The organism is Pseudomonas gorinensis (assembly GCF_042015035.1).
GTDB lineage: Bacteria > Pseudomonadota > Gammaproteobacteria > Pseudomonadales > Pseudomonadaceae > Aquipseudomonas > Aquipseudomonas gorinensis.
In genome coordinates this window covers 2,057,278-2,076,241 of sequence record NZ_CP167125.1, presented here as the reverse complement: position 1 = coordinate 2,076,241, position 18,964 = coordinate 2,057,278, and the positions used below count along the sequence as shown (strand labels likewise).

Genomic DNA, 18,964 nt, shown 5'->3' with positions numbered 1-18,964 from the left:
GATCCCGCAGCAAGCAAAAGCCGTCTATACAGACGGCTTTTAGCGTTAGCAGAGTATAGGATCAAGCGCCCTGGCGCTTGTCCTCAACCTTCCACTTACCGCCGTCGTAGAACGCCTTCCAACCGGTCGGCTTACCGTCCACTTCGGACTGCACGTACTGCTCCTTGGTCTTGCGGCTGTAGCGGATCACGGCTGGGCGACCATCCGGGTCCTTCTTCGGCGCCTCACACAGGAAGTGGTACTTAGGATCGATCTCGTCCTTGTGCGGCACGATTTCCAGCACCAATGGTGCACGGGTCTCGCGGTTTTTCGGGAACTGGCTGGCGGCCAGGAACAGGCCCGAAGCACCATCACGCAGGATGTAGGTGTCGTTGACCTTCTCGCACTTGAGTTCGGGCATCTTCACCGGGTCCATCTTCGGCGGCGCCGCATCACCGCTTTTCAGCAGTTTGCGGGTGTTCTTGCACGTCGGGTTGGTGCAACCGAAGAACTTGCCGAAGCGGCCGGTCTTGAGCTGCATCTCACTGCCGCACTTGTCGCATTCCAGGCTCGGGCCTTCGTAGCCCTTGATGCGGTAGCTGCCCTCTTCGATCTCATAGCCGTCACAATCCGGGTTGTTACCGCAGATATGCAGCTTGTGCTTCTCATCGAGCAGATAGGCATCCATCGCCGTGTTGCAGATCGGGCAGCGGTGCTTGCCACGCAGTACCAGCGATTCGGATTCCCCCTCGTCGTCGGCGGCGATTTCATCTCCCGGCACCAGGTTGACGGTGGCCTTGCAGCGCTCTTTCGGTGGCAGGCTGTAACCCGAGCAACCGAGGAAAACGCCGGTGGAAGCGGTACGGATCTGCATCGGACGGCCGCAGGTCAGGCACGGGATGTCGGTCATCACCGGCTGGTTCGCGCGCATGCCGCTCTCGGGGCTTTCGGCCACTTCGAGTTTCTTCTTGAAGTCGCCGTAGAACTCGTCCAGCACGTTTTTCCAGTCGCGCTCGCCTTGGGCCACGTCATCGAGGTTCTCTTCCATGCCGGCGGTGAAGCCGTAGTCCATCAGGTTGGAGAAACTCTCGGACAGACGCTCGGTGACGATATCGCCCATCTTTTCCGAATAGAAACGACGGTTGTGCAGGGCAACGTAGCCACGGTCCTGGATCGTCGAGATGATCGCGGCGTAGGTCGAAGGACGACCGATACCGCGTTTTTCCATCTCTTTCACCAGGCTGGCTTCCGAATAACGCGCCGGCGGCTTGGTGAAGTGCTGGGACGGGTCGAGCTTGATCAGCTTGAGCGTATCGCCCTGGGCCATGTCCGGCAGTACATCGTCGTCGCCCGGCTTGGCGATCTGCGGCATCACGCGGGTATAGCCGTCGAACTTGAGGATACGGCCCTTGGCGCGCAGCTCGAAGTCGCCAGCGCCCACACTGACGGTGGTGGACAGGTATTGCGCCGGCAGCATCTGGCAGGCCAGGAACTGGCGCCAGATCAGCTCGTAGAGGCGCTCAGCGTCGCGTTCCATGCCGCTCAGCTTGCTTGGCTCGGTGTTGGCGTCGGAAGGACGAATCGCTTCGTGAGCCTCCTGGGCGCCCTCTTTGCTGCTGTAGACGTTCGGCTTCTCCGGCAGGTACTTCTTGCCGAACTCACTTTCAATATAAGTGCGCGCCATGGCCACCGCGTCTTGCGACAGGTTGGTGGAGTCGGTACGCATATAGGTGATGTAGCCAGCTTCGTACAGACGCTGGGCCATCATCATGGTCTTCTTCACCCCGAAGCCCAGGCGGTTGCTCGCGGCCTGTTGCAAGGTAGAGGTAATGAACGGTGCCGACGGCTTGCTGCTGGTCGGTTTGTCTTCACGCTTGACGATGCTGTAGCTGGAAGCCTTGAGCTTCTCCAGCGCGGCCATGGCCTGGGCTTCGTTCAGCGGCTTGAACGCCTCGCCTTTCTCACGGGCCACTTCGAAGCGCACGTTGGCGCCCTTGGCAGTGCCCAGGTCGGCGTGGACTTCCCAGTATTCTTCGGGGTTGAACGCACGGATCTCACGCTCACGCTCCACCACCAGCTTGACCGCTACCGATTGCACACGGCCGGCGGACAGGCCGCGGGCGATCTTGGCCCACAGCAGTGGCGAGACCATGTAGCCCACGACGCGGTCGAGGAAACGACGGGCCTGCTGGGCGTTGACGCGGTCAATGTCCAGCTCGCCCGGCTTGGAGAAGGCTTCCTGGATGGCTTTCTTGGTGATTTCGTTGAACACCACACGCTTGTAGCGGCTGTCATCACCGCCGATGGCTTCCCGCAGGTGCCAGGCAATGGCTTCCCCTTCGCGGTCCAAGTCCGTTGCGAGATAGATGGTGTCAGCATCCTTGGCGAGCCGACGCAGCTCTTCGATGACCTTTTCCTTGCCCGGAAGGATTTCGTACTTGGCCTTCCAGCCATGTTCCGGATCCACCCCCATGCGCGAGACCAGCTGCTTGCGCGCTTTCTCTTTAGGGCTGAGCACCGGACCTTCGCCCGCGGCCGCCTTGCCGCGCTTGGCGGCAGGCTCCTTGCTGGCGCTAGCCGAACCGCTGGTGGGCAGGTCTCGGATATGGCCGATACTCGACTTCACCACGTACTCGTTGCCCAAGTACTTGTTGATGGTCTTGGCCTTAGCCGGGGATTCCACAATGACCAGCGATTTGCCCATGGATCGGAAAATTCCTGAATTCGAGAAGTGAAAGGCAGTTGGCGCCTGACGCGGCAACGCTATATATAGTGGCAACAAGGTGAGGTCAAGCGCAGCATTCTGCGCGGCCTGCCGTTATTGCCCTGAAAAAAGACTGGGTTCGGCCTGGACCAAAGCAAAGCGCGGGACCTGCTCGCCGTCAACTTCGACGGTCTCGAGGAACATGCTCAAGGGGCGCACCCAAAAGCCGTAATCGCCATACAGTGCTTGGTAGAACACCACTTCTTCTTCGGTCTCGGAATGCCGTGCCACGCTGAAAACGCGGTACTGCGGACCTTTATAATGTTGGTAGAGCCCTGGTTCGACTTTCATGCTCTGGCCCCCTTACAAAATTTGTTGAAAAAAAATATTAAAAATTCCAAAAAACAAAAACCGGGGCACTGGGCCCCGGCTTCCGTCAACTCAACGCTTAGACGCGTTCGAAGACGGTGGAAATGCCTTGGCCAAGACCAATGCACATGGTTGCAACCCCGAGGTTACCGCCATTTTGCTTCATCACGTTAAGCAAAGTGCCGGAAATACGCGCACCGGAGCAACCGAATGGGTGGCCCAGGGCAATCGCACCGCCGTGCAGGTTAACCTTCTCGTTCATCTTGTCGAGCACTTTCAAATCTTTCAGCACCGGCAGGGCCTGTGCAGCGAAAGCTTCGTTGAGTTCGAAGAAGTCGATATCGGAGATGGTCAAGCCCGCACGCTTCAAGGCTTTTTGTGTCGCCGGTACTGGACCATAGCCCATGATTGCGGGGTCCACACCCGCCACGGCCATCGAACGAATCACCGCCAGCGGCTGGATACCCAGGTCCTGGGCACGCTGCGCCGACATCACGATCATGCACGAGGCACCATCGGTGATTTGCGACGAAGTACCCGCCGTCACGGTGCCGCCCTTCGGATTGAAGGCAGGCTTGAGGGCCGCCAGGCTTTCCAGGGTGGTGTCCGGACGAATGGTTTCGTCGTAGTCGAACAGTTTCAGGAAACCGTTCTCGTCGTAGCCGTTCATCGGGATGATTTCATCCTTGAACTTGCCTTCCACCGTTGCCTTGTGGGCCAACTGGTGGGAGCGCAGGCCGAACGCGTCCTGGGCTTCACGGGTAATGCCGTGCATCTTGCCGAGCATTTCCGCGGTCAGGCCCATCATGCCCGAGGCTTTTGCCGCGTACAGCGACATGTGTGGGTTGGGATCGACGCCGTGCATCATGCTGACGTGGCCCATGTGCTCCACGCCACCGACCACGAACACATCCCCGTTACCCGTCATGATCGCCTGGGCGGCCGTGTGCAGGGCGCTCATCGAGGAGCCACACAAACGGCTGACGGTCTGGCCGGCGGCCGTGTGCGGGATCTGGGTCATCAGCGACGCCATGCGCGCGATGTTCCAGCCCTGCTCCAGGGTCTGGTTGACGCAGCCCCAGATCACGTCTTCGACTTCGTTCGGGTCGACCTTGACGTTGCGCTCCAGCAATTTGCTGATCAGGTGCGCCGACATATCTTCAGCGCGGGTGTTGCGGTGCATGCCGCCCTTGGAGCGGCCCATCGGTGTGCGACCGAAGTCGACAATCACGACGTCTCTTGGATTCAAGCTCATAAATATTCTCGCTCTAGTCGTCTGGGCACTTAACCGAAGAAGCTCTGGCCATTCCTGGCCATCTCACGCAGCTTCGCGGTCGGGTGGTACAGCGGGCCCAAATCAGCGTATTGATCAGCCAGGGCAACGAATTCGGCTACACCGATCGAGTCGATGTAACGCAGCGCACCACCACGGAATGGAGGGAAACCAATACCGTATACCAGGCCCATATCGGCTTCGGCAGCGGTCTCGACGATGCCGTCTTCCAGGCAACGCACGGTCTCCAGGCACAGGGCGATCATCATCCAGTTGACGATGTCCTCGTCGGACACCTCACGCTGTTCATAGATGACCGGCGCAAGCACCTCGTGGACCGACGGGTCAGCGACCTTCTTCTGCTTGCCCTTCTTGTCGGTCTCGTAGGCGTAGAAGCCCTTGCCGTTTTTCTGACCCAGGCGCTTGGCCTCGTAGAGCGCGTCGATCGCCGAGCGCCGGTCGTCTTTCATACGGTCCGGGAAGCCTTCAGCCATCACGTCGCGGCCGTGGTGGCCGGTGTCGATGCCGACGACGTCCATCAGGTACGCCGGGCCCATGGGCCAGCCGAATTTTTCCATGACCTTGTCGATGCGCACGAAGTCCACACCGGCGCTGACCAGCTTGGCGAAACCGCCGAAGTACGGGAACAACACGCGGTTGACCAGGAAGCCCGGGCAATCATTGACCACGATCGGGTTCTTGCCCATTTTCTTGGCGTAGGCAACGGTGGTGGCGATGGCCAACTCGCTGGACTTCTCGCCACGGATCACTTCCACCAGCGGCATCATGTGCACCGGGTTAAAGAAGTGCATGCCGACGAAGTTTTCCGGACGCTTGAGCGCCTTGGCCAGCAGCGAGATGGAGATCGTCGAGGTGTTGGACGCCAGGATGGTGTCGTCTTTGACCTGCGCTTCCACTTCAGCCAGTACGGCTTGCTTGACCTTCGGGTTCTCGACAACCGCTTCGACCACCAGGTCGACATGGCCGAAATCGCCGTAGGACAGCGTAGGACGAATGCCGTTAAGCACTTCAGCCATTTTCGCAGCGGTCATGCGACCTTTATCAACGCGGCCCACCAGCAGCTTGGCGGCTTCCGCCAGGCCCTGCTCGATACCGTGTTCGTTGATGTCTTTCATCAGGATCGGCGTGCCTTTGGACGCCGACTGATAGGCGATACCGCCACCCATGATGCCGGCACCGAGTACGGCTGCCTGTTTCACGTCCTTGGCGATTTCGTCGTAGGCCTTGGCCTTTTTCTTCAGTTCCTGATCGTTCAGGAACAGGCCGATCAGGCTCTGGGCAGCAGAGGTCTTGGCCAGTTTGACGAAACCCGCCGCTTCCACTTCCAGGGCTTTGTCGCGACCGAAGTTCGCGGCCTTCTGGATGGTCTTGATCGCTTCAACCGGCGCCGGGTAGTTCGGACCGGCCTGGCCGGCCACGAAACCCTTGGCGGTTTCGAACGACATCATTTGTTCGATGGCGTTGAGTTTGAGTTTTTCCAGCTTCGGCTGACGCTTGGCCTTGTAGTCAAATTCGCCGCTGATGGCGCCTTTGATCAGGTTCAGTGCAGCTTCGGCCAGTTTGTCCGGGGCAACCACAGCGTCGACGGCACCGACTTTCAGCGCGTCTTCAGCTTTATTTTCCTTACCGGCGGCGATCCACTCGATGGCGTTGTCGGCACCGATCAGGCGCGGCAGACGCACGGTACCGCCGAAGCCTGGGTAGATGCCCAGCTTGACTTCAGGCAGGCCGATCTTGGCAGTGGCCGACATGACGCGGAAGTCTGCGGCCAGGCACATTTCCAAGCCGCCGCCCAAGGCGATGCCATTGATGGCGGCAACGGTCGGCACGTTGAGGTCTTCGAAATCGCTGAAAATCTTGTTGGCTTCGAGGTTGCCAGCCACCAGCTCGGCATCGGGCAGCTTGAAGTTGTCGACGAATTCGGTGATGTCAGCGCCGACGATAAACACGTCCTTGCCGCTGGAGACGATCACGCCCTTGACCGAAGCATCTGCTTTGATGGTGTCTACGGCCTGACGCAGTTCGTTCAGGGTTAGACGGTTGAACTTGTTGACGGACTCACCCTTGAGGTCGAATTTCAATTCGACGATGCCACTTTCAAGAGCCTTAACCGTGATGGCTTTACCTTCGTAAATCATCAACTGATCTCCACGATATGGAAGCTGAACAGTACACACCGGACGCTGGCCTCTGGTTAGACATTGATCATTTCGTCAATGCTCACCCCAATGCGCCAGGCACACCCGCCAATGCGATAGTCGGGATTCTGTATGAGACGTCTGACAGACAAACGCTCAATTCATACGCCCGTTTGATTTGGGTACGTCACCTTCATCCAATTCCAGGCAATTGTCAATCGCTCGAAAGGCTAGGAAAAACGCGACTTTCCAGTCATTTCAGAACCCCCGCCCCAGGCCTGCGCCTCGTCAATATTTCAATATTCACGAAATCAATAATCAAAAAAGTGCGGGAAAACGCTGTACAGATCGGGATATGCCGCTAGGCTAGCGACAACCGTAACGCGCCTGGATGAACATCCGACGCATGAAACACAGATTTACCGGCCTGCCTGGCCAACTCCAGCCCGATGATGATGTCGGGCTTTTTATTGCCTATGTTTTACCCGAAGGCCTCATGCCAGGGCCTTGAGCACTTTATCAATGGCCTGCAAGTCACTCGCCTCGCCCTTCTCACCCCAGTACAAAGTGACCATCTGACGATCCGCCTCGACTTTATAGACGTTGGCCGGCAGCGTTGCGAAATGCGGCAACAGCTTCTCATCGACGCACACCTCCTGCCACTGATTGACCCACACACCCGGCTCCAGCTGCCAGTAACTCCAGGTGTCTGGCGTACGGCCACGTCGCGGCCGGTGGTACTGCGCACAAGGGCTCGGCGGCTCCTGCTTGAGCCAGTGCGGCCACTCCTGAGGTGCCAGTTGCATGGCCAGGCCGATGCGTCGCGCCTCCATGCGCAGGGCCATGCGCCCGCTCTGGTGGCGCGACGGGCGCAGCCATGCCAGGGGGCTCAGAACCACCACAAGGATTGACACCACTATCCAGACCGTCATATGTGTACTCCCGAATTTCTAGATGAGCGGATTTGATCTCACGCAACCCTATCCGCTTGAAAGCAGCCATACTGAATCTATTGCAGTCCCCCTAGAGGAACGCCTCATGCCCTACCAACATATTCTGGTCGCTGTCGATCTGACCGAAGAGTGCGATCCAGTGATCAAGCGCGCGCAGGAATCCGCATTGGCCAATGGTGCCGTACTGTCGCTGGTGCATATCGTCGAGCCCATGGCCATGGCCTTTGGCGGTGACGTGCCGATGGACCTTTCCCAATTGCAGCAACAACAATTCGACCAGGCCAAGGAGCGTCTGGACCGTTTGATTCTCAAGTACCCGCACCTGAAAAAGGAAGACTGCCACCTGACCTACGGCCAACCTCGCCAGGAAATCCACCACCTGGCCAAAGAAAAGGGTTGTGACCTGATCGTGGTCGGTAGCCATGGCCGTCATGGTTTGGCGCTGTTGCTGGGCTCCACGGCCAATGACGTGCTGCATGGCGCGCCGTGCGATGTCCTGGCGGTAAGGCTGGTCAAAAGCTCGTAAGCCCCCTCCCACATTTTGAATCGCATTTCATATGAAAAACCCGGTGTTCATCCAAATGAACACCGGGTTTTTTAATGCATCTGGATCAGTCAGGCATCCAACTCAGCCCAACGCTCAACCAGCGCTTCCAGCTCCTGGTTCAACGTCTCCAGGGAAGCGATGACCTTGGCGGTTTCCGCCGCCGGGCGCAGGTAGAAACCCGCGTCGGCCATTTGCGCTTCCACAGCCGCGATCTGTTGCTCCTTGGCCTCGATATCACCCGGCAAGGCTTCCAGCTCACGCTGAAGCTTGTAGCTGAGCTTCTTCTTGGCCGCCGGGGCAGCTTCCTGGGCCGGGGCAGCGGCCACCGGGGCGACAACGGCGGAGGTCAGGTCGGCCTTGCCGGACTTGCTCTCGGTCACGCCCAGCAGGCGCGGTGAACCGCCCTGACGCAGCCAGTCCTGGTAACCACCGACGTACTCACGCACCTTGCCTTCCCCTTCGAAGACCAGGGTACTGGTGACCACGTTGTCGAGGAATGCCCGGTCGTGGCTGACCATCAGCACAGTGCCGTTGAAGGTCAGCAAGACCTCTTCCAGCAGTTCGAGGGTTTCCACATCGAGGTCGTTGGTCGGTTCGTCGAGTACCAGCAGGTTGGCCGGCTTGCTGAACAGCTTGGCCAGCAGCAGGCGCGCGCGCTCACCACCGGACAAGGCCTTGACGGGTGTGCGGGCACGCTGCGGGCTGAACAGGAAGTCGCCCAGGTAGCTCAGAACGTGGCGACTCTGGCCGTCGATGTCGATAAAGTCGCGACCTTCGGCAACGTTGTCGATCACGGTCTTTTCCAGGTCCAGCTGGTGACGCAACTGATCGAAGTAGGCCACGTCGATGCGGGTGCCCTCTTCCACGGTGCCGCTGGTCGGTTGCAGGCCGTTGAGCATCAGCTTGAGCAAGGTGGTCTTGCCGGTACCGTTGGCGCCCAGCAGGCCGATACGGTCGCCGCGTTGCAGGACCATGGAGAAGTCCTTGATCAGGAACGGACCGTCCGGGTGATGGAAGCTGACGTTTTCCAGCACCATCACTTGCTTGCCCGACTTGTCGGCGGTATCCAGCTGGATATTGGCCTTGCCGGTGCGCTCGCGGCGTTCGCTGCGCTCGACGCGCAGGGCTTTCAGGGCACGTACGCGGCCTTCGTTACGGGTACGGCGCGCCTTGATGCCCTGGCGGATCCAGACTTCTTCCTGGGCCAGTTTCTTGTCGAACAGGGCGTTGGCGGTTTCTTCGGCGGACAGTGCGGCTTCCTTGTGCACCAGGAAGCTGGCGTAGTCGCCGTTCCAGTCGATCAGGCCACCACGGTCCAGTTCGAGGATGCGCGTGGCGAGGTTTTGCAGGAAGGAACGGTCGTGCGTGATGAACAGCACGGCCCCCTGGAAATCCTTGAGGGCTTCTTCCAGCCAGGCGATGGCGCCGATGTCCAGGTGGTTGGTCGGTTCGTCGAGCAGCAGCAGGTCCGGCTCGGACACCAGCGCCTGGGCCAGCAACACCCGGCGACGCCAGCCGCCGGACAATTCGGCGAGGGTCTTGTCGGCCGGCAGTTGCAGGCGGCTCAGGGTACTGTCCACCAGTTGCTGCAGGCGCCAGCCGTCGCGGGCTTCGAGGTCTTGCTGGACGTGCATCAGCTTGTCCAGGTCTTCTTCGGTGACGCAGTTCTGCGCCAGGTGGTGGTACTGCGCAAGCAACTCACCAACGCCGTCCAGGCCTTCGGCAACCACGTCGAACACGGTCCGTCCGTCGGCCACCGGCAATTCTTGCGGCAATTCGCCGATCTTGAGGCCCGGGGCACGCCACACAGAGCCGTCGTCGGGCTTCTGATCGCCTTTTACCAGCTTCATCATGCTGGACTTGCCGGTGCCGTTGCGGCCGATGATACACACCCGCTCACCACGGGCGATCTGCCAGGACACCTTGTCCAACAACGGCATAGCGCCGAAAGCAAGGGACACATCGCTGAATTTGAGCAGGGTCATACGCTTCTCCAAAAACTGGGCGCGCATTCTACCTGACTTGAGGGCTGGATGCGGTCGCCATTTTCTCTGCTGATACGTTCTGTAGGACATTTCCGGCGATCTTCAACCAACCGGCCGGCAAAGCTTTCACCGGCCGCTGGCAAAAGGCTAAGCTAGGGGCAATCAGTGTCGGCGGTGCCGGCGCTAGTCGTGATTTCTCTGCACGGACGTCTCATGCGCAGTCGCCTTTTCAACTTTTTATCTTGTCTGCTTCTTTCCGCCACGGCCGTTCAATCCGCGCAGGCCGTGGACCTCACCACTCAACGTCAATATTACGATGAAGCCAAGCGTGCACTAGCCAAGGGCGATACCGGCCCCTACATGCAATACAGCCAGGCCCTGGCCGACTACCCGCTGACGCCCTACCTGGCGTACGACGAGCTGACCGCCCGCCTGAAGACCGCCAGCAACGAGGAAATCGAACAGTTCCTTGCGAAAAACGGCGACCTGCCCCAGGCCAACTGGATGAAACTGCGCTGGTTGCGCTGGCTGGCCGATCGTGGTGATTGGCAGACCTTTGAAAAGTACTACGATGCCCAGCTCAATTTCGTTGAATTGGACTGCCTGCATGGCCAGTTCCAGCTCACCCACAATTTGAAAGCCGAAGGCTACAAGACCACCGAAAAACTGTGGATGACCGGCAAATCCCAGCCCGCCGCGTGCGATGCCACCTTTAGTCAATGGGCCGCCGACGGCCAGCTCACCGAGCAAAAAATCTGGGACCGCGCCAAGCTCGCTGCCGAAGCGCGCAACTACGCGCTGGCCAACAGCCTGGTGAAAACCCTGCCGACCCTCGGCGCCCAAGGCCGCCTGATGGTCGACGTGGCGCAAAAGCCCGACATGCTCAGTGATCCTTCGCGCTTCCTGCCGGCCACCGAAGCCATGTCTGACGCCGTGGGCCTGGGCCTGCGCCGCCTGGCTCGCCAGGACCCGGACAAGGCCATGGCCCTGCTCGACGGCTATGCCAGCAGCATGCACTTCTCCCGTGACGAAAAAGTGGCGATCGCTCGTGAAATCGGCCTGACCCTGGCCAAGCGCTTCGATCCACGCGCCCTTGAGGTGATGACCAAGTACGACCCCGAACTGCGCGACAACACCGTGTCCGAATGGCGCCTGCGCCTGCTGCTGCGCCTGGCCCGCTGGGAAGATGCCTATCAGTTGACGCGAAAACTCCCACAAGACTTGGCCACCACCAATCGCTGGCGCTACTGGCAGGCCCGCAGCCTGGAACTGGCCGAGCCGAAAAACCCGCAAGCCCTGGTGCTGTACAAGAACCTGGCGAGGGAGCGGGATTTCTACGGTTTCCTCGCCGCTGACCGCTCCAAGGCGCCGTACCAGTTGATCAACAAGCCGCTGTTGATGAGCCAGGCGCTGATCAACAAAGTGCGCAACACCCCCGGCGTGCGCCGTGCCCTCGAGTTCTATGCCCGTGGCCAGGTGGTGGACGGTCGCCGCGAGTGGTACCACGTCAGCCGTCACTTTGACCGTGACGAAATGGTCGCCCAGGCCAAGCTGGCCTATGACATGAAGTGGTACTTCCCGGCGATTCGCACCATCAGCCAGGCTCAGTACTGGGACGACCTGGACATCCGCTTCCCGATGGCCCACCGCGACACCCTGGTGCGCGAAGCCAAGGTACGCGGCCTGCATTCGAGCTGGGTGTTCGCTATCACCCGCCAGGAAAGCGCCTTCATGGACGACGCCCGCTCCGGCGTCGGTGCCAGCGGCCTGATGCAACTGATGCCCGGCACCGCCAAGGACACCGCGCGCAAGTTCAGTATCCCCCTGGCCTCACCCGCCCAGGTACTGGACCCGGATAAAAACATCCAGCTCGGCGCCGCCTACCTCAGCCAGGTACACAGCCAGTTCAACGGCAACCGCGTGCTCGCCTCCGCCGCCTACAACGCCGGCCCCGGCCGCGTGCGTCAATGGCTGCGCGGCGCCGACCACCTGAGTTTCGACGTGTGGGTGGAAAGCATTCCGTTCGATGAAACCCGTCAATATGTACAAAACGTGCTGTCTTATTCGGTGATCTACGGACAGAAGCTCAACTCACCACAGCCGCTGGTGGATTGGCATGAGCGGTATTTTGATGATCAGTGACAATGGCTGACGAAAAGCCTGTGGCGAGCGGGCTTTGTAGTGGCTAGCACGGCGGGTTGTGGCAAGCAGGCTTGTTGTGGCGAGCGGGCTTGCCCGCGTTGGGCTGCGAAGCAGCCCCAAACCTGGCGATTTAAAATACCTGGATAAACGCGGTGGCCTTATTGGGGCTGCTTCGCAGCCCAACGCGGGCAAGCCCGCTCGCCACAACAGGCACGCTCGCCACAACAGCCTCCCCTGCGTAGATCACGCTAGGCCTGGTTTTTTGCGACCTCTACGGCGTCACTGAACTGCAACGCCGCCAACCGCGCATACAGCGGATTGTTCGCAATCAACTGCTGATGCGTACCCACCGCCACCAGCTTGCCCTGGTCCATCACCGCAATCCGATCGGCGTTCTTCACCGTGGCCAGGCGATGTGCGATCACCAGCGTGGTACGGCCCTGCATCAATTGCGGCAACGCCTGCTGGATCAGGTGTTCACTCTGCGCATCGAGGGCGCTGGTGGCTTCGTCCAGCAGCAGGATCGGCGCGTCCACCAGCAATGCGCGGGCGATGGCCAGGCGTTGTCGTTGGCCGCCGGAAAGGCCCATGCCGCCGTCGCCGAGGTGGGTCTGGTAGCCGTCGGGCATTTGCAGGATGAAATCATGGGCGTGGGCAATACGGGCCGCGGCTTCGACCTGCTCACGGGTCGCCGCCAGGTTGCCGTAGCGGATGTTCTCCTCGACGCTGCCGAAGAACAGCGCCGGGCTTTGCGACACCAGGGCGAAGTGGCGGCGCAGGTCCAGCGGGTCCAGCTCGGTCAAGGGGTGGCCTTCGAGCAGGATGCGGCCTTGTTGGGGGTCGTAAAAGCGCAGCAACAGATCGAAAATCGTCGACTTGCCGGCACCGGACGGCCCCACCAGCGCCAGGGTTTCACCGGGGTTGATGGTCAGGCTCAACCCGTCGATGGCGTAGCTGTCCGGCCGCGAGGGGTAGGAAAAGCGCAGGTCTTGCAGTTCCATGCGGCCGCTGACCCGCGCCGGCAACTGCACCGTGCCGGTGGCGGGAGCCCGGATATCGTTGCTCGACTGCAACAACTCGCCGATTCGCTCCGCAGCACCGGCAGCGCGCTGCAGTTCGCCGAGCACTTCGCTGAGGGTGCCGACGGCGCTGCCCACAATCAGGCTGTAGAACACGAACGCCGCCAGCTCGCCGCCGGAAATGCGCCCACTGATCACGTCCATGCCGCCGACCCACAACATCACGCCCACGGCCCCCAGCACCAGCATGATCACCAGGGTGATCAACCAGGCGCGTTGGGCGATGCGTTTGCGTGCGGTGTTGAACGCTTCCTCGACGGTCACGGCAAAGCGTCGTTCGTCCTGCACCTGGTGGTTATAGGCCTGTACGGTCTTGATCTGGCCGAGGGTCTCGGACACATAACTGCCTACATCGGCGATGCGGTCCTGGCTCAGGCGCGAGAGGCTGCGTACGCGGCGGCCAAAGATCAGGATCGGCGCCAGCACCAACGGCAGTGCGACCACAACGATGCTGGTGAGCTTGGGGTTGGTGATGAACAACAACACGATGCCGCCGATGACCATCAACCCATTGCGCAGGAACAGTGACAGCGACGAGCCGATCACCGATTGCAGTAAGGTGGTGTCGGTGGTGAGTCGCGACTGTATTTCCGAACTGCGGTTGTTTTCATAGAAGCCGGGGTGCAGGTAGATCAAGTGATTGAACACCTGGCGACGAATATCGGCCACCACCCGCTCGCCGATCCACGACACCAGGTAGAAGCGTGCAAACGTACCCACCGCCAGGCCCAGCACCAGAATCATGAACAGCCCGATGGACTGGTTGAGCAGGTGTGGCGACTGGGTCATGAAGCCCTGATCCACCAGCAGGCGAATGCCCTGCCCCATGGACAAAGTGATGCCGGCGGTAACGATCAGCGCCAACAGGGCACCGAGGGCCTGCCAGCGGTAGGGCGCGATAAAGCGGCTGGCCAGGCGAATCGCGCGGCGCTGTCGGACTGAGAACATGGAGGGCATCACCGTTGAGGAACGTGTACACCACATGGGGGGAACTTGGGCAAATAACAACTTTCGTAACAGCAATGAGTCAGATTAATTATGCCCACCGATACTGATGCCTAGAGGCTATCGGTCTAACGTCCCGCTGGAAATCCGCGGAGGTTTCTGCTGGACTGGGGGCTCGAACCGGTGATTGTGCAAGGAGTTGTAATAGCGCGGTCACGCGGGGGTTTTACAGTAGGTACACAACCTGATGAGGAGACAGGCTATGACCTTGCAAAATAGCAGCGATGCCAAGATTGAAGTGATCCGCCAACCGCAGCAGTTGCCTTGCTCGTACATCGACGCCAAGGGCCACGAAGTGCAGATTACCGAAGAGATGATCCAGCAAGCGTGCCGCGAGTTGGAACAACGCCTGGTCAAGCCTGCGCAGCAAGGCTGAAGCGCCTGAACTCTTTCAAAACCGGTCCTGGTGGCCGGTTTTTTTTGTGGCCAGGCTGCTGGCTCCCATTGAGCCGCGAAGTGGCCCCAAACAATGGGACGGCTGCGCAGTTCAACGGGAGCAAGCGCCCTCGCCACAGTAATAGCGTTCCTACAGGGCGCTTGCGCCCAATGCCTGGACGATATTCGCCAACACCGCCGACTCCCCGTTGATGCGCACCTTCAAGCCGTCAATCTCGCGACGCTCAGGGTAGTGCTTGCGCAACAGGTCGAATGCCTTGCGCTGCTCCTCGACGGTTCCTACGAGGCTACGCCGGAAATCTGCGTCGTCCCGACGCGGGTCATACACGCTGCGGCATAACGTCGCCAAAGCCCAGGCGGGATCGGTCGATGCATTCAAGTGCACCTCGGCCAGCCAGGGCGGCGGCAGCAAATCGCTGAGTTGAATGCTCGCTTCCTGGCCCAGATGCGCACAGAACGCCTGGTAGATCTGCGCCGTGCCACGCTGCTTGCCATCCAGGCTGTAGCCGGCGATATGCGGCGTAGCCAGCACGCAGAGGTCAGCCAGGTCGACGTCCACTTCCGGCTCGCCCTCCCATACATCCAGCACCGCTTGCAGGTCCTCGCGTTCAAGCAGCACGTCGCGCAGGGCTGCGTTGTCGACCACCGGGCCACGGCTGGCATTGATCAGCCAGGTGCCAGGCTTGAGGCGGTTGAGCCGCTGGCGGTCCAGCAGGTGCCAGGTGGAACCGTTGCCGGACTTGGTCAGTGGCGTGTGCAGGCTGATCACGTCGCACTGTTCGATGATCTGTTCCAGGCTGACGTAGTCACCGTCCTCGGCGATCTGCCGCGGCGGATCGCACACCAGCACGTTCCAGCCCAGGCCCTTGAGCACCTTGACCAGGCGACCGCCGACTTCACCGGCACCCACCACACCGTAGGTGCGTTGATTGAGGTCGGCGCCTTCGATCTCGGCCAGGGTTTGCAGGCTGCCAAGGACGTAGTCCACCACGCCGCGAGCATTGCAGCCGGGGGCGCTGGACCACTGGATCGCGGCCTGCTTGAAGTAATCGAGGTCCAGGTGGTCGGTGCCGATGGTGCAGGTGCCGACAAAACGCACCGCCGAACCTTCGAGCAAGGCGCGGTTGACGTTGGTGACCGAACGTACCAGCAGCACATCGGCCTGCTCGACCGTGGCACGGTCAATGGAGCGCCCGGGTACCCGGCGAATTTCGCCAAACCCTTCGAAGAAGGCATCGAGCAGCGGGATATTTTCGTCGGCAACAATCAGCATGGCAGGCTCCTTTCGCGGATCAGCAGTGTACAGGGATGCGCTCGGTGTCACACCGTGGATCCCAGGAGTGAAGAGTGCCTGGAGGATCGTTTACAAATCCCTAACACAGGTTTTTTCCTGACTATCGCGTCAAGGCGTAGAATCCGCCGTCCTGTGCTCTTTCCTGGACACCCCGTACGTGAACGCTGCCATCACCGCCCCCCTCACACGCCCCGCCCGCATCAACCGCGAGGTGCGCAGCCTGCTGACTCTGGCCCTGCCGATCATGATCGGCCAACTGGCAACCACTGCCATGGGCTTTGTCGATGCGGTAATGGCCGGGCGTGTCAGCCCGATGGACCTGGCGGCCGTGGCCCTGGGTAACTCGATCTGGATTCCGGTGTTCCTGCTGATGACCGGCACCCTGCTGGCCACCACGCCCAAAGTCGCCCAGCGCTTCGGCGCGGGCACGTTCCGGGAAATCGGCCCGCTGGTGCGCCAATCATTGTGGCTGGGGCTGATAGTCGGCTTGACCGCGTTGCTGATGCTGATCAGCGCCGAACCGATCCTGCACGCGATGAACGTCGACCCCGCGCTGATCAAGCCGTGCATGGGGTACCTGCATGGCATCGCCTCGGGCATGCCAGCGGTCGCGCTGTACTACGTGCTACGCTGCTTCAGCGATGGCCTGGGCCGAACGCGCCCCAGCATGGTCATGGGCCTGTGCGGGCTGGCGCTGAATATTCCGCTGAACTACGTGTTCATCTACGGCCATTTCGGCGTGCCGGCCATGGGTGGCGTCGGCTGTGGCTGGGCCACGGCAATCGTGATGTGGGTAATGATGCTCGGCATGGCGGCCTGGACCCGTTGGGCGCCGGCCTATCAGAGCAGCGAGTTGTTCAAGCGTTTCGACTGGCCGCAGTGGGCGGTGATCAAGCGCGTACTGGCCATCGGCCTGCCGATCGGTATTGCGATCTTTGCCGAATCGAGCATCTTCGCGGTGATCGCCCTGTTGATCGGTAGCCTCGGCGCCACCGTGGTGGCCGGGCACCAGATCGCGCTGAACTTCAGTTCGCTGGTGTTCATGATCCCCTACTCCCTGAGCATGGCGGTCACCGTGCGCGTCGGCCAGGCCCTGGGGCGCGGGGAACCGCGAGAGGCACGCTTCGCGGCCGGGGTCGGCATGGGCACTGCGCTGGCCTATGCCTGCCTGTCGTGCAGCCTGATGCTGCTGTTTCGTGAGCAGATCGCCACGATCTATACAGCGGACCCACGGGTGGTACAGGTGGCATCGATGCTGATCGTGTTTGCCGCGCTGTTCCAGTTTTCCGATGCGATCCAGGTCACCGCCGCCGGTGCCCTGCGTGGGTATCAGGACACGCGGGTGACCATGGTGCTGACGTTGTTTGCCTATTGGGGCGTGGGCCTGCCGGTCGGCTATGCCCTCGGGCTGACCGAATGGCTGGGCGCGCCCAACGGCCCCAGCGGCTTGTGGCAGGGGCTGATCGTCGGCCTCAGCTGCGCGGCGGGGATGCTGGTGGTGCGCCTGGCCCGCAGCGCGCGGCGGCGCATTCGCCTGGACAAGGCACGGGCTTAATCAACCTTTTTGCGAATCCAGTACAGGTAGGTCCCGGCCCGTTCCTGCTGCTCCACCAGTTCATGGTCGAGAAATACGCAGAACTTGGGAATATCGCGGCGGGTCGACGGGTCGGTGGCGATCACCTTGAGCAAGCCGCCAGGCGGCAGGTCGCGGATGTGCTGGTGCAGCATCATCACCGGCTCCGGGCAGTTGAGGCCCGTTGCGTCGAGGGTGCCATCAACGGCGGTGTCGAAAATATCGCTCATTGTCTACTCCTGAAACCGGCGCTCAGTTTAGCGGGCCTTGGTTTTCTTCACATCCACCAACCGACGCAGGTGGCAGGTCACTTCTTCACGATCGTGGTACAGCTGCTTGCAGCCGATCTCCACCCGAATACCACGCGCCTTGAAGCCCTCTTCGATGCGTTCGAGCAGGCGCTTCACTTCGGCGTAACGCTGCTTCATCGGCAACTTCAGGTTCACCACGGCCTCGCGGCAATAGCCTTCGCCGATCCAGGTTTCCAGCAGCGCGGCGTTACGCGCCGGCTTCTCGACGATGTCGCACACCATCCAATCCACGGGCTGCTTGGGCACAAAAGTGAAGCCATCAGCCATCAAGTGTTGCACCAGGCCGGTGTCCATCAGGCTTTCGGCCATGGGGCCATTGTCGATGGCGGTCACCAGCATGCCACGGTTCACCAGTTGCCAGGTCCAGCCACCGGGGGCGGCACCGAGGTCGACACCGGTCATGTCGCCATGCAGGCGCTCATCCCACTGGTCGCGGGGGATAAAGTGGTGCCAGGCCTCTTCCAGCTTCAGGGTCGAGCGGCTGGGCGCGTCACGCGGGAATTTCAGGCGCGGGATGCCCATCGGCCACATTGCCGAGTTGTTCGACTCGGCCAGGCCCATGAACACTTCGCGGCCGCTCTTGAAGGTCAGCAACAGGCGCGGCTTGCTCGGGTCGTCCACCAGCTTGCCGGCCCCCAACAGGGCTTTGCGCAGGTGCACTTCGAATTTCTTGCAGAAGTTCGAGAGTTCCTTGCCATCGTTGGTATCGACCATCTCCAGCCACACACTGCCGCACACCGGGAAATCGCGCAGGTGCGTGAGGATCACGCTGATGCGATCGGTTTCCGGCAAATCGATAAATACCCCGCGCGCCCACTGCCTGGGGAAGATCAGCTCGGCAAAACGCTGGCCGTGCATCAGGCGCTGGGCGCCGTCTTCTTCGGTGCAGACAAATTCGGCGCAGGCGCTGCCGGTCTTGGCCTTGGCGTAGCCCGAAACATTCAGGCGTGCGGCGTGCTCCGCGATCTCGGAACAGACTTCGCCCTCAAACCCCGGACGGCAGTGCATAAAAAGGGTGTTCATCGACTCTCCTGGTGAATCAACTGACTTGCGCTATCGCAATGCCTGTCATGAAAACGCGCGCATGATAGCCGAGTTCGGAACCTTGGTTCTGTCCATAGAGTCCAGTAATTAGCCAGCTACTGAAAACAGGGCTAGTTTGATAGCTCTGTTAGTCCCGTCAGGTCCGTAGCCG

General features: G+C 60.8%; 14 protein-coding genes. 4 read left to right on the top strand and 10 right to left on the bottom strand.

Annotation, left to right across the window (positions count from 1 at the left end; translation table 11 throughout):
• Positions 1-61: 61 nt before the first annotated feature.
• The 5 genes from topA to AB7933_RS09470 all read right to left on the bottom strand — a co-directional run bounded on the left by topA (position 62) and on the right by AB7933_RS09470 (position 7,416).
• The gene (gene topA, locus AB7933_RS09490; RefSeq protein ID WP_024074081.1) at positions 62-2,683 is read right to left on the bottom strand and encodes a type I DNA topoisomerase; all 2,622 of its coding nucleotides are present in this window, start codon (positions 2,681-2,683) and stop codon (positions 62-64) included.
• A 114-nt stretch (positions 2,684-2,797) separates the two neighbouring features.
• Positions 2,798-3,034 (bottom strand): DUF1653 domain-containing protein, encoded by a 237-nt coding sequence (locus AB7933_RS09485; RefSeq protein ID WP_010212074.1) that lies wholly within the window; start codon positions 3,032-3,034, stop codon positions 2,798-2,800.
• Positions 3,035-3,131: 97 nt separating this feature from the next.
• Positions 3,132-4,307: an acetyl-CoA C-acyltransferase FadA gene (gene fadA, locus AB7933_RS09480; RefSeq protein ID WP_024074080.1), complete on the bottom strand. Its 1,176-nt coding sequence runs from the start codon at positions 4,305-4,307 to the stop codon at positions 3,132-3,134.
• Between the two features lie 29 nt (positions 4,308-4,336).
• The gene (fadB, locus tag AB7933_RS09475; protein WP_024074079.1) at positions 4,337-6,484 is read right to left on the bottom strand and encodes a fatty acid oxidation complex subunit alpha FadB; all 2,148 of its coding nucleotides are present in this window, start codon (positions 6,482-6,484) and stop codon (positions 4,337-4,339) included.
• Positions 6,485-6,978: 494 nt separating this feature from the next.
• Positions 6,979-7,416 carry a hypothetical protein gene (locus tag AB7933_RS09470; RefSeq protein ID WP_024074078.1) on the bottom strand — a complete coding sequence of 146 codons (438 nt, stop codon included), beginning with the start codon at positions 7,414-7,416 and terminating at the stop codon, positions 6,979-6,981.
• Between the two features lie 106 nt (positions 7,417-7,522).
• Between AB7933_RS09470 and AB7933_RS09465 the strand changes: the two genes are divergently transcribed.
• Positions 7,523-7,963 carry a universal stress protein gene (locus AB7933_RS09465; RefSeq protein ID WP_024074077.1) on the top strand — a complete coding sequence of 147 codons (441 nt, stop codon included), beginning with the start codon at positions 7,523-7,525 and terminating at the stop codon, positions 7,961-7,963.
• 89 nt (positions 7,964-8,052) lie between these two features.
• On the opposite strand, the gene AB7933_RS09460 is transcribed toward AB7933_RS09465, so the two are convergent.
• Positions 8,053-9,969 carry an ATP-binding cassette domain-containing protein gene (locus AB7933_RS09460; protein WP_024074076.1) on the bottom strand — a complete coding sequence of 639 codons (1,917 nt, stop codon included), beginning with the start codon at positions 9,967-9,969 and terminating at the stop codon, positions 8,053-8,055.
• A 213-nt stretch (positions 9,970-10,182) separates the two neighbouring features.
• Here AB7933_RS09460 and AB7933_RS09455 point away from each other — a divergent pair, with 213 nt between their 5' ends.
• Positions 10,183-12,111: a transglycosylase SLT domain-containing protein gene (locus AB7933_RS09455; protein ID WP_041160866.1), complete on the top strand. Its 1,929-nt coding sequence runs from the start codon at positions 10,183-10,185 to the stop codon at positions 12,109-12,111.
• Between the two features lie 248 nt (positions 12,112-12,359).
• Here AB7933_RS09455 and AB7933_RS09450 read toward each other — a convergent pair whose 3' ends face one another.
• The gene (locus AB7933_RS09450) at positions 12,360-14,147 is read right to left on the bottom strand and encodes an ABC transporter transmembrane domain-containing protein (RefSeq protein WP_162163590.1); all 1,788 of its coding nucleotides are present in this window, start codon (positions 14,145-14,147) and stop codon (positions 12,360-12,362) included.
• A gap of 250 nt (positions 14,148-14,397) precedes the next feature.
• On the opposite strand from AB7933_RS09450, the gene AB7933_RS09445 reads away from it, so the two are divergent.
• The gene (locus AB7933_RS09445; protein WP_041160865.1) at positions 14,398-14,571 is read left to right on the top strand and encodes a PA1571 family protein; all 174 of its coding nucleotides are present in this window, start codon (positions 14,398-14,400) and stop codon (positions 14,569-14,571) included.
• Positions 14,572-14,721: 150 nt separating this feature from the next.
• Here the strand turns inward: AB7933_RS09445 and pdxB are convergent, their stop codons facing one another.
• Positions 14,722-15,864 carry a 4-phosphoerythronate dehydrogenase PdxB gene (gene pdxB, locus AB7933_RS09440; protein ID WP_024074072.1) on the bottom strand — a complete coding sequence of 381 codons (1,143 nt, stop codon included), beginning with the start codon at positions 15,862-15,864 and terminating at the stop codon, positions 14,722-14,724.
• A 178-nt stretch (positions 15,865-16,042) separates the two neighbouring features.
• Here pdxB and AB7933_RS09435 point away from each other — a divergent pair, with 178 nt between their 5' ends.
• The gene (locus AB7933_RS09435) at positions 16,043-17,440 is read left to right on the top strand and encodes an MATE family efflux transporter (RefSeq protein ID WP_024074071.1); all 1,398 of its coding nucleotides are present in this window, start codon (positions 16,043-16,045) and stop codon (positions 17,438-17,440) included.
• Here the strand turns inward: AB7933_RS09435 and tusA are convergent.
• Both tusA and rlmM read right to left on the bottom strand, forming a co-directional pair.
• Positions 17,437-17,688 carry a sulfurtransferase TusA gene (tusA, locus tag AB7933_RS09430; RefSeq protein WP_024074070.1) on the bottom strand — a complete coding sequence of 84 codons (252 nt, stop codon included), beginning with the start codon at positions 17,686-17,688 and terminating at the stop codon, positions 17,437-17,439. The genes AB7933_RS09435 and tusA overlap by 4 nt on opposite strands.
• Positions 17,689-17,715: 27 nt before the next feature.
• Complete coding sequence (gene rlmM, locus AB7933_RS09425) at positions 17,716-18,792, bottom strand: 23S rRNA (cytidine(2498)-2'-O)-methyltransferase RlmM (RefSeq protein WP_024074069.1); 1,077 nt, start codon at positions 18,790-18,792, stop codon at positions 17,716-17,718.
• Positions 18,793-18,964: the final 172 nt, after the last annotated feature.

Coding starts and splice junctions, on each gene's coding strand:
- topA (WP_024074081.1), bottom strand. CDS start 2,683: ATGGGCAAATCGCTGGTCATTGTGGAATCCCCGGCTAAGGCCAAGACC.
- AB7933_RS09485 (WP_010212074.1), bottom strand. CDS start 3,034: ATGAAAGTCGAACCAGGGCTCTACCAACATTATAAAGGTCCGCAGTAC.
- fadA (WP_024074080.1), bottom strand. CDS start 4,307: ATGAGCTTGAATCCAAGAGACGTCGTGATTGTCGACTTCGGTCGCACA.
- fadB (WP_024074079.1), bottom strand. CDS start 6,484: ATGATTTACGAAGGTAAAGCCATCACGGTTAAGGCTCTTGAAAGTGGC.
- AB7933_RS09470 (WP_024074078.1), bottom strand. CDS start 7,416: ATGACGGTCTGGATAGTGGTGTCAATCCTTGTGGTGGTTCTGAGCCCC.
- AB7933_RS09465 (WP_024074077.1), top strand. CDS start 7,523: ATGCCCTACCAACATATTCTGGTCGCTGTCGATCTGACCGAAGAGTGC.
- AB7933_RS09460 (WP_024074076.1), bottom strand. CDS start 9,969: ATGACCCTGCTCAAATTCAGCGATGTGTCCCTTGCTTTCGGCGCTATG.
- AB7933_RS09455 (WP_041160866.1), top strand. CDS start 10,183: ATGCGCAGTCGCCTTTTCAACTTTTTATCTTGTCTGCTTCTTTCCGCC.
- AB7933_RS09450 (WP_162163590.1), bottom strand. CDS start 14,147: ATGCCCTCCATGTTCTCAGTCCGACAGCGCCGCGCGATTCGCCTGGCC.
- AB7933_RS09445 (WP_041160865.1), top strand. CDS start 14,398: ATGACCTTGCAAAATAGCAGCGATGCCAAGATTGAAGTGATCCGCCAA.
- pdxB (WP_024074072.1), bottom strand. CDS start 15,864: ATGCTGATTGTTGCCGACGAAAATATCCCGCTGCTCGATGCCTTCTTC.
- tusA (WP_024074070.1), bottom strand. CDS start 17,688: ATGAGCGATATTTTCGACACCGCCGTTGATGGCACCCTCGACGCAACG.
- rlmM (WP_024074069.1), bottom strand. CDS start 18,792: ATGAACACCCTTTTTATGCACTGCCGTCCGGGGTTTGAGGGCGAAGTC.